This window comes from Phascolarctobacterium sp., assembly GCF_030531065.1.
GTDB lineage: Bacteria > Bacillota > Negativicutes > Acidaminococcales > Acidaminococcaceae > Phascolarctobacterium_A.
On sequence record NZ_JAUNOQ010000026.1, the window covers coordinates 1 to 17,306 of the forward strand.

The window sequence follows — 17,306 nt, forward strand, 5'->3', positions numbered from 1 at the left end:
ATTAATTTATAGAAGCTGTTTTTTCGCTTCTGAATATATTATACGAGGAGGAAAACAAAATGAAAAAATCCTTAGTACTCGCTATGGCTATGGCATTGGGCGTAACCGCATCCGCATACGCAGCCAATCCGTTCTCCGACGTTCCGGCTGGCCACTGGGCATATGACAGCGTAAACAAGCTGGCTGCAGCAGGCGTAATCGACGGCTACGGCGACGCTACCTTCGGTGGCGACAAGCTGATGACCCGTTATGAAATGGCTCAAATCGTAGCAAAAGCTATGGCAAAAGGCGCTAACGTAGACAAGCTGGCCGCTGAATTTGCTGATGAGCTGGATACCCTGGGCGTTCGCGTTGCTAACCTGGAAAAGAAAGCCGACAATGTAAAGATTACCGGCGAAATCCGCGCTCATTATGAAAATTATGACGATACCAAAGACGCTGACAACTCTTATCTGCGTACCCGTATTTGGATTAACGGTCAAGTAAACGAAGACTGGTCCTACACTGGTATGATTGAAAACCGTCAACATTTCGTAAAGAAAGGTAACAGTGACAATAGCGGCGACGAAGAAACCCGTTTCCAACGCGCATTTGTAAACGGTCGTATCGGCGGCGTTAAGGTTGAAGCTGGCCGTAACAATCAATCCATCCTCGGCGGCGAAATCCTGAGCAATCGTACCGATGCTGTAAAACTGTCCTATGGCAAAGACGTTAAAGTTACTGTTCAAGGCGGTAAATTAGCAACTGCTTCTGGTGCTTGGATTAGCGATCCTGATAGCGTAGCTGACGATTACTATGCAGTAACCGTAGCTGGCAAGATTGGCAAATTGGGCTTAGAAGCTGACTATGTTGACGAAAAAGATGATATCCAATTGGGCGGTATCCAAAAAGTTGCTACTAAATCTGAAGACAACTACATTTGGGCAGTTGCTGCTAACTACAAATTTGATGAAGATTGGGCTATCAACGCCGCATATCTGCAAGGCGATGTGGAAAATGCTAAAGGTGAAGACGACGGCTACTTTGCAGGCGTAAAATATAAAGGCGCTAAAGCTTCTAAAGCTGGTAGCTGGGGCTTATTTGCAACTTACTACGATATGGCTGCTTCCACTTACGTAGCTAACGGCTGGGGTTCTTCTTTCGCTAATAACATGCGTAAGAACGAAGGAGGTTTTGAAGGCTGGAAAGTTGGTGCTAACTGGGCTATCGCTAAGAACATTGTAGCACAAGTTGAGTACATGACTTTGGATGGCAAGAACAGCAGCAAACACGACGACGATTCCGTTTGGTCTCAAGTTGTATTCACTTTCTAATCTGCTTATACAGCAAAATCAAGGGGCGACTGCGGTCGTCCCTTTTTTAACAGCAGGAGGTAAGAAATGCAAAAATTATTGCGTTTACTCGTTTTGACTTTTGCTATTATAGGTTTTACCCTGCCTGCCTTTGGCGTGGCAGAAGCGGCCAAAGTAGCGGTGCTTCCTATCGTTACTAACGAAGATGAAGAGAATAGCGCAGTTTCACGTCGCGTATGGAATGAAGTTTGTATGGAGCAATTTAAGTTCCCGGATTTCGATATGGTGGACGACAGCGATTTAACGATTGTACTTAACGAGGTAAATTATAATAACGTAGCGAAAAGCGGAGTTAACGAAGCTTTAATGCGCCAGGTGATGGAAAAAACTAATGCGGATATTGGCGTGATGCTTGTTATGTCCGAAATAGCTTTAGAACCTGTGGCTAGTATTACAAACGAAGATATTTATCGCTTTACGCAAAAAGGCCGCATTATGTTGGTCAACAAGATTTCCGGGCAGGTAAAGACAAACCGCATCGACGAAATGGACGAGATGAATTACGCGCTGACTGTGCGGGGTGATTTTATTCACGACCAATTGCGTAATACTATCGTCCGCGAATTGAAACGAGTAACTAAAGCAAAATAATACTATACCCTTTAGATAAGCGTTCTCCAGACGCAAAAAGACTGCTGTACTTCGGGAGTACGGCAGTCTTTTTTATAAGTTGCAATATTGTGAATATTATGATAGAATAGATACGCTGTGACTTCTTCCGGCGGGAAGGAGGTGGCAAGTTGCTTGATGTTATAATTACCTTTTTGATTTCTGTCGCAGCAAGCGTAGCTGGTTACTATGTTTGCAAATGGCTGGATAGAAATCTTTAGCTCACAGTCAGCCTAAAACAAAAAAATCCGGAGCTGGCACTCCGGATTTTTTATTTGCGTAGCAAGTTGCTCACGCTATAACCACCTTTTGGGTTAAGTAAAGTATAGCATAACAATATTGAAAATGCAAGACAAACAATTCTGCTTGTAAGTAATTTTACTTATAAAATGAAATAGAGCCACTTGGCAAGCAGCTCTTCTTTCACATTACAATATTTTGAAGAAAGCTGGCTGGACCAAAGTCAGACTATCTCTTTAATTATTATAAGACTAAAAACCTAAATAGTCAACAATTTAGAAAAACCAAGGTGGCCGCCCTGAATTTTTCTGTACTTACTTCCTCTCCGACATTTGCTTTTGAAAAAATTCCAAAAACAGCTGCGCTGCAGGCGATAAGCGGCGCTGGGTGCTCCAGTAAAGCTCCTGGGAAAAGGTCAGCTTGGCGTCCTGCAGGGGGATGCGCCGCATTCCGGCAGGCACAGGGTCGTCAGGCAGAGCCGCAACGACGGCGCAGGCCAGACCGCTGGCAGCAAAGGCTAGGGCGCTGCTGGCGGCGGTGGCAATAAAAATTACATTGGGCTGCACGCCGTATTCCTGACAAACGCTGCGCAGCAGCCCGTAGCTGCCGTAGTTGCAGCAGAGCGGCAGGCCGGCGAGCTGCGCGGGGGTAAGGTTTTGGCCTGCTTCCCCGGGCATGGGCTTGTCCTTTTGGTAATATACGTAGAAATATTCCCGCCCTACTTTTATAGAAGCCAGGTCTTCGCATTGGCCCAGCGGCGCGTTGGCGAAGGCGAAATCGATGAGGCCCTTGTTCAGCAGCGCCTGCTGCTCCACTACGGCAGCATTGTGAAACTGGTAGCTTATCTGCGGCTGGGTCTGGGCAAAGGGAATGAGGTACGCCTGCAAAAAATATTCGCTGCGCACATGGGATACGCCGACGCGCAGAGTTCCCATAGCCTTTTGGTTGAACGCCTGCATGGTCAGGCTGATGCTGTCCTCGGTGCTGCACATCAGCTTGGCCTGCTGCAAAAAAGCTTCGCCTGCTTCCGTCAGCTCGATGTGCCGTTTGCCGCGATTGGTTTTAAACAGCTGCACGCCGTAATATTTTTCCAGAGTTTTTATTTGGGCGCTTAGCGCCGGCTGCACCAGCGAAAGCTGCTTGGCGGCGGCGCTGATATTGCCCGCTTCAGCCACGGTGATAAAATTGCGGTAAAAATCAAAATCCATATGCTGCTCTCCAAAACATCACAAAAAATGATTAATATAATCAAATTAAAGTATTTTACTTAATTTTACCGCAGAATTATAATTAAGTAAATTATTAAATCAAAAAGCGCACAAGCGGCGCGTTTTGGCGGAGAGGATGCTAAAATATGAAAAGACGACGTTCTTTAAACGTAATTTCCGGGCCGCTGCTCTTTGCGGCTGTTTTTGCCATTTTGGATATTTTTATTCCCGCTAAGCAGGCGGCGGCCATCGCTTCCATATTCTGGATGGGCCTGTGGTGGGTGCTGCGCCCGGTTAATATAGCCGTAACGGCGCTTTTGCCCATTCCTCTGAACGCTTTCTTTGGCATGGTGCCCATGGACGGCATTATCAGCAAATATTTTTCAGAAATCGTGGTGCTGCTGGTGGGCAGCGATTTGATCAGCCTGGTGTGGGAAAAAACTAAGCTGGATAAACGCTTGGCGATTAAAAGTTTGTGCGGCATTGGCACTTCCGTGCGCGAGCAAATTGCGGTCTGGCTGGTGGCTTCGACCTTGCTGTCTATTTTTTTGCCCAATGTAGTCGTAGTGATGATTCTGCTGCCGGTGGCTGTCAGCATGCTGAAATTTTTGGGACAGGAGCAGATTATGCATAATCCTGTGGCGACGCCGATTTTACTGGCCATCGTGTGGGGCGCAGGCTTCGGCGGCTTTGGCTCGCCGTTGGGCAGCAGCTCCAATCTGGTGGCTATCAGCTATTTGGAAAAACTGACGGGGCGCGAATTTATGTATGTCGATTGGGTCATGCGCTTCTTACCGCTTTTGTTTATTATTATGTTTTTCATTTTAGCCTTTTTGCTGCGTCTGCCGGTGCCGGTAGCGCGGCTGGAGGGCGGCAAGGAATATTTCCGTAGCGTGTACGCTGGCTTAGGGCCGATGAAGCGCGGCGAAAAATTGGGCTTGTGGTTGTTTGTTCTGGCGATGGCGCTGGCATTTGTACGCCCGCTGTATGTGCAATATCTGCCGCTGATGAAGCCGGCCTACGTGTTTTTTTCCTTCGGTATGCTGACTTTCGTGCTGCGCAATGAAACGGGACAACTGCTCTTGAGCTGGAAGGAAGCGGAAAAGGGCGTGATGTGGGGCATGATCTTTTTGTTTTCCGGCGGCCTGGCTTTGGGCAAGCTGATTACAGACACGGGAGCGGCGGCGCAGATTGCCAAGGTTATCACTCTGCTGCCCTTGAGCGGCGGGTGGGAAACCATGTTCAGCCTGACGCTGTTTGCCACCTTCCTGACGGAGATCAGCAGCAATACGGCGGCCGCTTCTATTTCCATACCCGTGGTGCAAAGCATTACCCAGCAGTTGGGGCTGAACCCCATTCCTTATATTTTGACGTCCATCGTGGCCGTCAACTGCGCTTTCATTTTGCCGGTCAGCACGCGCGCCGTGGGCGTTACCTACGGCCTCAGCCCCGACGACTTGATGCGTCAGGGCGTGCGCTTGTCGGTAATGTGCATGCTGCTGGTAAGTTTGTTGGGCTATGTGTGTATGAAATTTTGGCCGCTGTTTTTGCATTTGTAAAAATAGCGTTTAAGCGCTCTGCCTCATGGAAGGGGCAGGGCGCTATTGTTTACGCGGGACTTGACTTTTGGTTAACCTGGTGATACTCTTTGTGTAAGATAAATTTGCTGTTGACAGAATGTAATGGAGGTTGTCCCGTATGCGTAAACGAATTTTAGAGCTTTTAAGAAGAAGCGGCGCCGAGCCTTTGTCCGGCGAGGAAATTTCCCGCCAGCTGGACGTTTCCCGCACGGCGATCTGGAAGCATATTCAAACCTTGAAGAACGAAGGCTACGATATAGAGTCCGTGCCTAAAAAAGGCTATATTTTGAAGGAAGCGCCGAACCGTCTGTTTCCGCAGGAAATTTTGTCCTGTCTGAAAACGAAATGGCTTGGACGCAATATTTGCTATCGCGACAGCGTGGATTCCAGCAATAATCTGGCGAAGGCGCTGGCCAACGAGGGCTGTGAAAACGGCCTGCTGGTGGTAGCCGAAGAGCAGGGCGCAGGCAAGGGACGTTTATCCCGCGGCTGGATTTCGCCTTACGCTAAGGGCATTTGGTTTTCGGTAGTTTTGAAGCCGCCCTTTTTGCCGCAGGAGGCGTCTAAGTGTACGTTGCTGGCGGCGGTGGCCGTGGTTAAGGCTATCAATAAAATTGCCGGCGTACAGGCCGCCATTAAATGGCCTAACGATATCCTGCTGCTGGGACGCAAGCTGGTGGGCATTCTGACGGAAATGAACGCCGAGTTCGGGCATATCAATTACGTGGTTATTGGCACGGGCATCAATACGAACGCTACGCCGGAGGATTATCCGGATGAGGTAAAGCATTTGGCCGTGTCCGTTGCTGATGCCGCCACGGAGCCCTTTACCCGCGTGCAGCTTTTATGCGATATTCTGCTGAATATGGAGGAGCTGTACGAAACTGCTGTCAGCGAGGGCTTTGCTCCGGTGCTGGCAGAATGGCGCAAGTATTCCTGCACCTTGGGGCAGGAGGTTAAGGTTATTGCGCCGGATATGACGTATTTTGGCCAGGCTGTGGATATTGACGACGAGGGCTTGCTCATCGTGCGCAAGGAGGACGGTTCCTTGGAAAAGGTTGTAGCAGGCGACGTCTCCATTCGTCCGGCGGCAGCTAAGAACGGGGCTTATCAATAAGTGAGAAGTTTGTGAAGAAATTGACAGGCGCTGGTAAATGTAGTATAAGTAATTATAAAGATGTCTGAAAGGATTTGGGCATGAGAGATATTATCATTGCCGCTACTATAGAGGAAATTAAGGTACGTGGACTGCGTTTTACAATGCAGGATTTGGCTGCCAGGCTCAAGGTGAGCAAAAGGTCTTTGTACGAAAATTTTACCTCGAAGGAAGAACTTATAGGCGCTCTTCTGGAAGCTATTTTGGCGGATATGGAGCGGCAGGAGCAGGTAATTTGCGATGGTTCTGACGCGACATCGGCTAAGCTGCAAAAGCTGCTGACAGTACATCCTTACGATGCGGAAATGTTTAACAAAAATATTTATGAGGACTTGAAGCGTATATTCCCCCGGCAGTGGCAGCTGATAGAAGAAGCGAGGCTGCGCAGGCAGCAGCGGTTGGAGCGGCTGCTGGCGGACGGGGTTGCCTGCGGCGAGCTGCGGCCGGTTCATATTGGACTGGTTGGCCAGCTGATAAAGGATGCGTTTGCAAGTTTTACGTCCTACAGCTTTTTGGATAAGAACGGCTTGACCTATAAGGGAGCGATGGCCGAACTTTTGGATATTCTGCTGCAGGGGATAGCGCGTAAAGGTTAATTAAAGTAAAAATGCACGCTGAGCGCTGCATTTTTCTTTTAACATATTGGTACCAGAAAAAATATTATAGTACCAAAAGTTTCAGGAGGTAGCATTATGAAATCAAAAAAAGGTTTTTGTTTATTAGGCGCGCTGCTAACGGCAATGCTGTTGACCGGGTGTGCGGCGCAGCAGCGGGATACAGCTCTTTGGGGACAGGCGGACGCTACGGAGGTTGATGTAAATACTAAGGTGCCGGGGCGTCTGGTAGAGCTTTATGTGCGGGAAGGGCAGGCTGTGCATCGGGGCGAACGTCTGGCGCAGATTGACGCGCGGGAGCAGGATGCGCTGACTGCCGCAGCCAAGGCTAAGCTGGAAGCAGCCAAAGCGGCTGCCGTACAGGCTAAAGCTAATTTAGAGCAGGCTCAGCGCGATGTGAACCGTTATGAGCAGCTTTTTGCCCAAGGCGCAGTATCCTGCGAAAGCTTTGAAAATTATCGCAGCCGGCAGCAGGTGCTGGACGCCGTTTACGAACAATCTTTGTCTACGGTACAGGCTAATGAAGAAGCTCTGCGGCAAGCTTCGCTGAATTTGGGAGAAACGGTGATTATCGCGCCCTTTGACGGCGTGGTGACTACTAAATATGCGGATTGCGGAGCTATGATTTCTACAGGTATGCCAATTGTTGCCGTACAAGACCCTTTAGATAATTGGGTCAATTTTAAGGTGAAGGAAACGGAGCTGGGACGCTATAAGCTTGGCGATTTAGTAGAGCTGATAGGACGTAATGACGGACTGCGTTTGCAGGGGCGCATTGTCGATATTTCGCAGAAACCTAATTTTGCTACTTATCGCGCTACCAGCGAGAGGGGCGACGATACGGATATTATTACCTTCAATGTCAAGGTTCAGGTCAACGACTCCCGCGTAAGGCCGGGCATGCGCTTTCGTTTGGAGACGAGGTGACGCTGTATGCTGAAAATTTTCTGTGGGGAGCTGCGGCGAGCTTTTATACAAGAGCTGCGCGGCAGGGGAGCTGTGAATAAAACGCTGGTTTTATTACTGCTGGGACTGCCGGTGGTCTATACGCTTTTGTTCGGCTTTACCTATCAGGCGAATGTGCTTAACGATATACCGGTGGCCGCCTGCGATTTACAGCAGAGCAAAACGTCAAGATTGCTGATAAATTATTACAATACCTCTGACCGCTTTGTCGTTACTGATTACGTCCAGACCCTGGAGGAACTTCACGAAAAGCTGCGGCAGGGACAAGTCAAAGCAGGCATTTACGTGCCGGCTGATTTGGATAAGCGTATTAAAAATGGGCAGCAGGCCGATGTGGCGATGCTTATCGACGGCACTAATGTGGTTTACGGCAGCGCGGCTTTGGTGGCCGCGGAAGAAATCAATATGAATATCCTGATAGGCGCAGGCCAGCGCATAGGCGAACGGTTGGGGCTGCAGCCTGATCAGGCGCTGGAGACCTTTTATCCTGCTGCTCTCAGAGTACGCATTTTGAATAATCCCACTAATGCTTATACTAATTTTATGCTTTTGGGACTCGCCTGCAACGGCGTACAGATATCCATATATCTTTATGCCGCCGATGCTTTCGCTTCTTTAAGGCGGCGCAGGCCGCACTTTTGCAGCGCTTTGCTGGCGGGAAAGCTGCTGGCTATAGCGCTGACGTCGCTGCTTGGTTTTGGCATATGCTTATGTCTGGCACATTTTGTTTTTGCTGTACCTCTGCGTGCTTCTTGGGCAGCTTTTGCGCTGTTGGGCGGGGCTTTTATCCTGCTGTTTACCTCTGTGGGCATGCTGTTTTCTCTGGCTTTTGGCAAAGCAGTTCTGGCTATTCAAAATACGCTGCTTTTTATTATGCCCGGGCTTTTGTACAGCGGACTCAGCTGGCCTAACGAATGGGTGAGCAGTTTGCCGGGGGCTATCCGGCTTTGCTTTCCCATGACCTATATAGCGCTGCCGCTGCGGGATTTATCCCTGCAAGGAGTGTCGGGACTGCTGCAGGAAAATGTGCTGCTGATGCTAGCGGCGGCAGCGGCGCTGATTAGTTTGGACGTATTGCTGCTGCGCCGCAAGTTACGAAGGGAGGCGGCGGTATGACGGACGTTTGGACGATTATTAAACATGAGCTGGGAAATATTTTCTGGCGCGACCGGCGGCGGGCGGTATTGCTGCTTTTGGCTTCGGTAGCTTATACGCTGCTGTTTTCGTGGCTGTACCTTTTCGGTGTGATTCGGGAGGTACCGCTTTTAGTGGTGGATAAAAGCAATAGCGCTTTCAGTAGGCATTTAACCAAGATTTTTGACGACAGCGACGGCTTTCGAGCCGCAGCGTGGGCGGAAAATGAAGAGGAAGCAAGCGAATGGCTGCGCCGTCAGGGAAGGCACAGCGCGGCTTTGATAATACCGCAGGATTTTACCGAAAAGATTCAGCGTGGGCGGCAAAGCGAAGTGCTGCTGCTCGTAGAGGGCAGCAATATTGTGATTACCAGCAACAGCAGCATTGTTGCTACGGAATTAGTGCAGCGCTTTAATGCAGAATGCGCAGAGCAGCTTTTGGAACGCGACGTTAAGCAGTTGCGGCAGCAAAGCCAGCGGCGTACCGAGTCGGTGGCATTTAGCTACAGGGTTTTGGGCAATCCACAGCTTGATTATCTGCTCTTTTTCGTTTACGGTCTGGCTTTGGTAGCTTTGCAGCAGGGCTTGCTGCTGGCTGTGGCGGCAGGCGTGCTGTGGGAGGATGTAGCTATGCCGGAAACAAAGCTGAAGCCAGGGGCTGTATGGCTGATTAAATCAGGAATCTACGTCGTGTTGGGCTTGGTTTCCTATGTGATGTTTTTAGCTGTGGGCGGCAGGCTGTTTGCTTTGCCGGCAGCGGGTTTGTGGACGCAGCATGTGCTGCTGGCGGTAGCGTTTTTGTTTTGCGTAACGCAGTTGGGCGGCATAGCAGCCTGCCTTGCAGGCAACGAGTTGCTTTTCAGCCGCTTGTCGGTTTTCTATACGGTGCCGGCGTTTATGCTTTCTGGATATACATGGCCTGTGGAAGCAATGCCTTGGGGCGTGCGCTGCCTGGCGTATCTTTCGCCTTTTACCTATTGGGCGCAGGCTGTGCGCAGTTTGTGCCTGAACGGCTATTACCGCGATTTGCAGTTTAACGCTTTGGTTTTACTGTGCGCCGGATTGGCGGCGCTGCCGTTTGCTGTGCGGTTGTTTAGCGGTAAAATGCGGCAAAAGCTGTTTATAAAGAAAATGTTGCGATAATCCTTGCAATATTCGCCCTTTGTGGTAAAATATATACGGCCTTTCGGGCCGTATTCTGCAAGCGGAAAGACAATTTCCGAGGAGGACGAAAGAATGTTACTTGTCATTGATGTAGGAAATACCAATGTTGTGGCCGGAGTGTTTGACGGCAAGGAGTTGAAGGTACACTGGCGTTTTTCTACTGACCGTTCCAAAACTGCTGATGAATTTGGTATTATGTTGCGCAGTATGTTCGACTACAGCGACGTTGATATGGACAAGATCAGCTCGATTATTATTTCCAGCGTTGTGCCCCCGGTGTTGATTCCGCTGTGCCACATGTGCGAGCGTTACTTCGCTATTAAGCCGCTGGTCGTAGGCCCAGGCATTAAAAACGGTATTTCAATTCGTTACGATAACCCCAGAGAGGTTGGCGCTGACCGCATTGTTAACGCCGTAGCCGCTTTCCATAAATACAGCCATTTGAATAAGCCCATGATCATTCTTGATTTTGGCACGGCGAATACTTTCTGCGCTTTGCTGCCTAACGGCGAATATCTGGGCGGCGCTATCGCTCCCGGTATTGGCATTTCTACCGAGGCGCTGTTTCAGCGCGCTGCCAAGCTGCCGCGTATCGAGCTGATCAAGCCCAAGACTGTTATTTGCCGCAACACGGTAAATTCCATGCAGGCCGGCGCTATTTATGGTTTTGTGGGGCAAATGGAGGGTATCGTCAGCCATATGAAGAAAGAACTGGGCGGCGATGCTTTTGTTATCGCTACCGGCGGCTTTGCCAATACTATGGCGGCCGAATCCGATTGCATCGACGTAGTGGAGCCCTTCCTGACGCTGGACGGACTGCGTATCCTTTACGAAAAGAACGCCAAATAAGACGCGGCGCACAGCTGCCGACATTTAGATTAACGCAATACTAAGCCCGCTGTTATGGCGGGCTTTTTGAATACAGGAGATAGTATGAAGATAGGCAATATTAAACTGGATGCGCCTTTGGCGCTGGCTCCCATGGCCGGGATTACCGATCTGCCCTTCCGGCTTATCTGCCGCCGTTTGGGCTGCGGCCTAACCGTATCGGAGATGGTCAGCGCCAAGGGGTTGCTGTATAAAAACGTCAAAACAACGGAGATGCTGCGCATCGACGCAGGAGAACGGCCCACGGCTATCCAGCTTTTCGGCAGCGTGCCCCACGAGCTGGCCGTTGCGGCTAAGATGGTAGAAGCGAGCGGAGCCGACATTATTGATTTTAATATGGGCTGCCCTGTGCCTAAGATAGTAAACAATGGCGAGGGCTCGGCGCTGATGAAAAATCCGCAGCTGGCCTACGAAATTTTAGCAGCTATGGCGGATGCCGTGCAGATACCGGTAACAGTAAAATTTCGCGCTGGCTGGGACGACGCGCGCCGCAACGCGGTGGAGATAGCGTTGGCGGCGGAACGGGCCGGAGTGGCTGCCGTAGCCGTGCACGGGCGCACACGGCAGCAGTTTTATGATGGCAAGGCCGATTGGAGCGTTATTGCCGATGTTAAGCGGGCCGTAAAGGTGCCTGTTTTTGGCAACGGCGATATTTTTACGGTGGAGGACGGACTGCGCATGCTTAAGGAAACAGGCGTGGACGGATTGATGATCGGCCGCGGAGCCGACGGCAACCCCTGGCTGTTCAGCCGTTTGAAAGCGGCGCTGGCGGGAGCTGCCGTGCCGCCTGCGCCGACAGTGGACGAGCGGCTGGATTTAGCGGCGGAGCATTTGCAGATGCTTATCGATTATAAGGGCGAATATATTTCCGTAAAGGAAATGCGTCGTCATATTTCCGCGTATCTCAAGGGTATGCCCCATGCGGCTGAATTCAGAGGACGCTTTCATAAGGCGGATACCCGGAAGCAGTTTATTGCTTTGCTTGAAGAATATCGTCAATGCGCATATCGTTATTATGAAACAGAAAAACATTTTGCATATGGCATTGTAGAAGAGAGCTAAATATGCTAAAATATAATGCTGTTAAAGATACGTACAGGGAGTTTGGGCTATGGAAGTAAGCAAGCAGGCTAAACGGGTCATAAGCATAAGCCTTGGTTCGTCCAGGCGCGACGCCAGCGCGGCGCTGGAATTAGGCGGACAGCGGGTGCTGCTGGAACGCCGCGGCACCGACGGAGATTTAAGCAGGGCCAGGCAGCTGCTGGAACAGTGGGACGGCAAGGCGGACGCTATTGGTTTGGGCGGCACCGACCTGTATGTTTTCGCTGGTAACAAACGCTATACCTTCCGCGAGTCGGCGCATTTGATTGCTAATGTGTGCCATACGCCGGTGCTGGACGGCAGCGGTTTAAAAAATTCCCTGGAGCGCAAGCTTATCCGTAGCTTAGCTGTCAGCGGCAGGGTGCCCGTTAAGGGCAGCAGAGTGTTGCTGGTGTGCGCGGTGGACCGCTTCGGTATGGCGGAGGCTTTACTGGAGGCGGGGGCGCAGGTCACCTTTGGCGATTTGATTTTCGGCTTGAACATCAATAAGCCGCTGTATTCCTTAAAGACGCTGTCCTGGTGGGCGTCGCTGTTGGCTCCGGTGATAACTAAGCTGCCGGTCAGCTGGTTTTATCCCATGGGCAAGGAGCAGGAGGCGCGGGAGCCGCGGCACACGGAATATTTCTTGCAGAATGATATTATCGCAGGCGACTTTCATTATATAAAGAAATTTATGCCGGACCGCCTGCCCGGTAAAACGATTATCACTAATACGGTTACTGCTGGCGACCGCAGTATGCTGGAACAGGCGGGGGTCAAGACACTTATCACCACAACTCCCTGTATTGGCGGGCGCAGCTTTGGCACTAATGTGATGGAGGCTATGCTGGTGGCTTTGCATAATGGACGCGGGCCGCTGCCTGCCGAAGAATATTTAAAGCTCTTGGAGCATTATCATATAGAGTCTTCTGTGGAGTGCTTTGGCACTAAGGAGTAATTTACATCATGGAAAAGTTTGCATTCATACTTCATCCCCTGTCGCTGCAGGATATGGAGCATTTATCGCCGCTTATGAAGTACATACCTGGCAGTATTATTGAAGCTTGCCTGAAAATGAAGAAGCCCTTTAAGGTTTCTCATATCACAGGCGTTCAAAGTCCCTTTGCCGAGGCCGAGGGCTGGTTTGTGGGCTGTCCTCTTACGGCTAAGCAAATGATGGAGCTGCCCGAAGAATTTGTTATGGACCGTATCATTGAATCGGGGCGCGTAGCGCAGGAGCTGGGCGCTAAAATAGTAGGCCTGGGAGCGTTTACCTCCATTGTTGGCGACGCCGGCATTACCGTCGCTGAGAATCTTGATATTGCAGTAACTTCCGGCAACAGCTATACGGTAGCCACGGCAATTCAGGGAACAAAGGCCGCCGCTGAAATGATGGGAAAAAGTCTCAGGGACTGCCGCGCCGTAGTAGTGGGCGCAACGGGTTCCATAGGCGCGGCTTCGGTGCGCCTGCTGGCGCGGGAGGTTAAACATATTACTCTGGTGGCGCGGCATTTAGCTCCTTTAGAAGAGCTGGCGCAGGAGCTTATCAAAAAAAATCACTGCGAGGTGGCTGTGAGTCAGGATATCCATACCGCTTTGAAGGAAGCCGATATTGTTATTACCGTTACCAGCGCTTTGGACTTTTTGATTGAACCGGGGGATTTAAAGCCCGGCGCAGTAGTCTGCGACGTGGCGCGTCCGCGTAACGTATCCCGCGAGGTTTCCTTGCAGCGCAACGACGTTTTGGTTATCGAGGGCGGCGTTATCGACGTGCCCGGCAATGTCAACTTTCATTTTGATTTTGGCTTTCCGCCGCATACATCGTATGCTTGCATGTCTGAAACCATGATTCTGGCCTTGGATAAGCGCTATGAAAATTTTTCTCTGGGCAGAAATTTGGATATTCAAAAAATCAATCTTATTTCGCAACTGGCGGACAAGCACCATTTTAAGATGGCCGGATTCCGCAATTTTGAACGCGCCGTATCCTCGCAGCATATTGAAGAGGTGCGTCATAATGCGCAGCTGGCGCTGGCAGTTCACGGCTGTTGATGTTGACAAGTAAATTGTCTAAAGCTTATAATAAAATTTAAGAGTGATATAAATTTTATTTTGTGATAAAGGAGCAGGGAACATGGCTAATAAAGAAACTATTTTAACAGCTGAAGGTCTTAAAAAATTAGAAGATGAACTGGAAAATCTTCGCAGCGTCCGTCGTCAGGAGGTTGCCGAACGCTTGAAGGTCGCTATTTCCTACGGTGATATCAGCGAAAACTCCGAATATGACGACGCTAAAAGCGAGCAGGCCTTTATCGAAGGCCGTATTCTGGAATTGGAGCAGATGATAAAAACTGCTACCATTATCGACGACGCGGCAGGCAGAAAAGAGGGCGTGGTATCCCTGGGCTCTACCGTTCTGCTTAAGGATACGGAAACCGGCGAGGTAGAAACCTATACCGTCGTAGGCACTACCGAGGCTGACCCCTTTAATAACCGTATTTCCAACGAATCCCCCGTAGGCGCAGCTATTCTGGGCAAGGAAGTGCATACCGTTGTAGTCGCTAACACTCCTGCTGGCGAGCTGTCCTATGAAATTTTGGAAGTAAAATAAGGAAATAAAGGATAAGGAGAACTAGGATGGCTGAAAATAAGTGCAGACATAATTTGGAGGACAAAACCCCAATTACAGAAATAGATCTTAACGAGCAGGTGCAGAACCGTATCGAAAAAACGCATAAAATTGAAGAACACGGCTGGCTGCCCTTTGGCCGCCGCTTTTTGTGGACCCATCATGCGGTCGACGTTAACGAGCAGTTCGACGAGCTGGCTGAAAAGGAAACAGAGGTAAAAATGGCAGGACGCCTGATGGCTATTCGCGGCCACGGCAAAACCTGCTTTATGGATATGCAGGACAGAACCGGACGCTTGCAGGTTTATGTGCGCAAGGACGTAATCGGCGATGAGAATTATGCGCTGATTAAATTATTGGATTTGGGCGATACCGTAGGCGTTACCGGTACTATTTTCCGCACCCACATGGGCGAGATTTCCATTAAGGCTACGGCAGTGGAAATGCTGTCCAAGGCCTTGCGTCCGCTGCCGGAAAAATGGCATGGCTTGAAGGATGTGGAGCTGCGCTACCGCCAGCGTTATGTAGATTTGATTGTTAATCCTGAGGTGCGCGACACCTTTGTGAAACGCAGCCAGATTATCAAAAGCGTGCGCGAAGTGCTGGACAGCCATAATTTCCTGGAAGTAGAAACGCCGATTTTAAATACCATTGCCGGCGGCGCTGCCGCACGCCCGTTTGTCAGCTACCATAACGCTCTGAATATGCAGGTTTATATGCGCATTGCGCCGGAGCTGTACCTCAAGCGTTTGATTGTAGGCGGCATGGATCGCGTATATGAATTGGGCCGCGTATTCCGCAATGAGGGCATCGACAACAGGCATAATCCGGAATTTACCAGTGTGGAAATTTATCAGGCTTTTGCCGATTACCGCGATATGATGGACTTAACCGAAGAGATTGTAGTCAAGACCGCGGAAAAGGTTTTGGGAACCACGAAAATTACCTATGAAGGCACAGAAATTGAACTGGCTTCTCCTTGGAAGCGCATGAGCATGATCGAGGCCGTAAAAGAATATGCAGGCAAGGATTTCACCAATGTTACCGATTTAGAGGAAGCGCGCGCTATTGCTAAGGAACTGAACGTAGCTATCGAGCCCGGCTTTGGCATTGGTAAGATTATTAACGCCTGCTTTGAAGAGTATGTTGAAGATAAGCTGATTCAGCCGACCTTTATTACCGGTCATCCCAAGGAGATTTCTCCCTTGGCTAAGAGTAATCCGGATAATCCGGAAATTACCGACCGGTTTGAGGCTTATATTTACGGACGCGAGATCTGTAACGGTTTCACTGAGCTTAACGACCCCATCGACCAGAAGGAGCGTTTCATGAAGCAGGTTGAAGAACGCGCCAACGGTGACGAAGAAGCCAATATGATGGACGAGGATTTTGTCAACGCTCTGGAATATGGCCTGCCTCCCACAGGCGGCTTGGGTATTGGCATTGACCGTTTGGTAATGTTCCTGACTGACAGCTCTTCTATTCGCGACGTATTATTTTTCCCGACCATGAAACCGTTGGGCGGTAATGACGCGGCAGAAAAGGACGCAAAGCAGCAGGAAACGGCGGTAGCAGAACCGGAAGCCAAGGCCGAGGAGGTTATCGACTTTTCTAAAGTAGAGATTGAGCCCCTGTTCAAGGATTTCGTGGATTTTGAAACCTTTAGCAAGTCTGATTTCCGTGCCGTTAAGGTGAAAGAGTGCAAGGCTGTGCCCAAGAGCAAAAAGCTGCTGCAATTTACTTTAGATGACGGTACCGGCGCAGACCGTACTATTTTAAGCGGCATCCACGCTTACTATGAGCCGGAACAGCTGGTAGGGAAAACGCTGATTGCTATCGTTAATTTGCCTCCGCGCGCTATGATGGGCGTGGAGTCCTGCGGTATGCTTTTGAGCGCTATTCACAGCGAGGCAGGAGAAGAAAAGCTGCATCTGCTGATGGTGGACCCACATATTCCGGCAGGCGCTAAGCTGTATTGATTTAAGATAGTTTTTTGGAGAAGCTCTGGAGAAATCCGGGGCTTCTTTGTCGCTTTATAGTATTTGGCTTGCTTTTAACTGCAAATTTTTTGACGCTGTAAAGTAAGTGAATAAAAGGCTTTCTTTGCCAACGCAGCCTAGCGTGTCTCAAAAAATGTGCAAAAAGTTACGAAAAAAGGTCAAAAAGAGTGTTGACAATCTCAACGCTGCGTGGTAATATATACAAGTCGACGCGATACGGCAGTAAACAAACGCCAACATCGCCAGACAAAACGAAGAAGATTGGCAAAGAGAAATTGCTCAGATTCGCGAAGCCGCAAGATTTGCGAGCGAGATAATACTAATGTATATCGAGCGAGAAAATCGCAGCGGCGACAAAGAAGCTGACAATTTATCGAAGCCAAAGCTAGGAACCTTGAAAACTGAACATCAACCTAAAAAAAGCGAATGTGCGGGTCGAGCGCGTAAGCGCACGACCAAGTCAAATATTTCTTTTAATAACTAAGAGCCAATCGGTTCTTCAATAATTGACAAAGAGAAATTGCTCAGGTTCGAGGAAGCGCAAGAGATGCGAGTGAGATAATACTTAGGTATATCGAACGAGCAGAACGAAGCGCTGACGAAGAAGCTGACAATTTATCGAAGTCAAAAATTTTATTGGAGAGTTTGATCCTGGCTCAGGACGAACGCTGGCGGCATGCCTAACAC

15 protein-coding genes are annotated in these 17,306 nt (G+C 49.7%); 14 read left to right on the forward strand and 1 reads right to left on the reverse strand.

Annotated features, from left to right (window positions below; genetic code table 11):
- Positions 1–59 precede the first annotated feature (59 nt).
- Complete coding sequence (locus tag Q4E64_RS11250) at positions 60–1,313, forward strand: S-layer homology domain-containing protein (RefSeq protein WP_303168025.1); 1,254 nt, start codon at positions 60–62, stop codon at positions 1,311–1,313.
- A 66-nt stretch (positions 1,314–1,379) separates the two neighbouring features.
- Complete coding sequence (locus tag Q4E64_RS11255) at positions 1,380–1,943, forward strand: hypothetical protein (RefSeq protein WP_303168027.1); 564 nt, start codon at positions 1,380–1,382, stop codon at positions 1,941–1,943.
- Between the two features lie 572 nt (positions 1,944–2,515).
- On the opposite strand, the gene Q4E64_RS11260 is transcribed toward Q4E64_RS11255, so the two are convergent.
- On the reverse strand, positions 2,516–3,409 hold the full coding sequence (locus Q4E64_RS11260) for a LysR family transcriptional regulator (protein WP_303168028.1): 894 nt from the start codon (positions 3,407–3,409) through the stop codon (positions 2,516–2,518).
- A gap of 146 nt (positions 3,410–3,555) precedes the next feature.
- Between Q4E64_RS11260 and Q4E64_RS11265 the strand changes: the two genes are divergently transcribed.
- From Q4E64_RS11265 to lysS, 12 genes are all read left to right on the forward strand, one after another.
- Entirely contained in the window at positions 3,556–4,968 is a 1,413-nt protein-coding gene (locus tag Q4E64_RS11265; protein WP_303168029.1) for an SLC13 family permease, read from the forward strand.
- Between the two features lie 139 nt (positions 4,969–5,107).
- Entirely contained in the window at positions 5,108–6,106 is a 999-nt protein-coding gene (locus Q4E64_RS11270) for a biotin--[acetyl-CoA-carboxylase] ligase (protein WP_303168031.1), read from the forward strand.
- Between the two features lie 80 nt (positions 6,107–6,186).
- The gene (locus tag Q4E64_RS11275; RefSeq protein WP_303168032.1) at positions 6,187–6,741 is read left to right on the forward strand and encodes a TetR/AcrR family transcriptional regulator; all 555 of its coding nucleotides are present in this window, start codon (positions 6,187–6,189) and stop codon (positions 6,739–6,741) included.
- A gap of 96 nt (positions 6,742–6,837) precedes the next feature.
- Positions 6,838–7,686, forward strand: a complete 849-nt coding sequence (locus Q4E64_RS11280) for an HlyD family secretion protein (protein WP_303168034.1) — start codon at positions 6,838–6,840, stop codon at positions 7,684–7,686.
- Between the two features lie 6 nt (positions 7,687–7,692).
- Positions 7,693–8,841, forward strand: a complete 1,149-nt coding sequence (locus Q4E64_RS11285; RefSeq protein WP_303168035.1) for an ABC transporter permease — start codon at positions 7,693–7,695, stop codon at positions 8,839–8,841.
- Positions 8,838–10,001: an ABC transporter permease gene (locus Q4E64_RS11290; RefSeq protein ID WP_303168036.1), complete on the forward strand. Its 1,164-nt coding sequence runs from the start codon at positions 8,838–8,840 to the stop codon at positions 9,999–10,001. Before Q4E64_RS11285 ends, Q4E64_RS11290 begins: the two co-directional genes overlap by 4 nt.
- 93 nt (positions 10,002–10,094) lie before the next feature.
- Complete coding sequence (locus Q4E64_RS11295; RefSeq protein WP_303168038.1) at positions 10,095–10,871, forward strand: type III pantothenate kinase; 777 nt, start codon at positions 10,095–10,097, stop codon at positions 10,869–10,871.
- Positions 10,872–10,955: 84 nt separating this feature from the next.
- Positions 10,956–11,972, forward strand: coding sequence for a tRNA dihydrouridine synthase DusB (gene dusB, locus Q4E64_RS11300; RefSeq protein WP_303168039.1), 1,017 nt, complete (start codon positions 10,956–10,958; stop codon positions 11,970–11,972).
- A gap of 49 nt (positions 11,973–12,021) precedes the next feature.
- A complete protein-coding gene (locus Q4E64_RS11305) occupies positions 12,022–12,948 on the forward strand; it encodes a quinate 5-dehydrogenase (RefSeq protein WP_303168040.1) in 927 nt (308 codons plus the stop codon).
- An 8-nt stretch (positions 12,949–12,956) separates the two neighbouring features.
- Positions 12,957–14,042, forward strand: a complete 1,086-nt coding sequence (locus tag Q4E64_RS11310) for an NAD(P)H-binding protein (RefSeq protein ID WP_303168042.1) — start codon at positions 12,957–12,959, stop codon at positions 14,040–14,042.
- An 82-nt stretch (positions 14,043–14,124) separates the two neighbouring features.
- Positions 14,125–14,601, forward strand: a complete 477-nt coding sequence (greA, locus tag Q4E64_RS11315) for a transcription elongation factor GreA (RefSeq protein WP_303168043.1) — start codon at positions 14,125–14,127, stop codon at positions 14,599–14,601.
- A 26-nt stretch (positions 14,602–14,627) separates the two neighbouring features.
- Entirely contained in the window at positions 14,628–16,598 is a 1,971-nt protein-coding gene (lysS, locus tag Q4E64_RS11320; protein WP_368501590.1) for a lysine--tRNA ligase, read from the forward strand.
- The last annotated feature ends 708 nt before the right edge of the window (positions 16,599–17,306 follow it).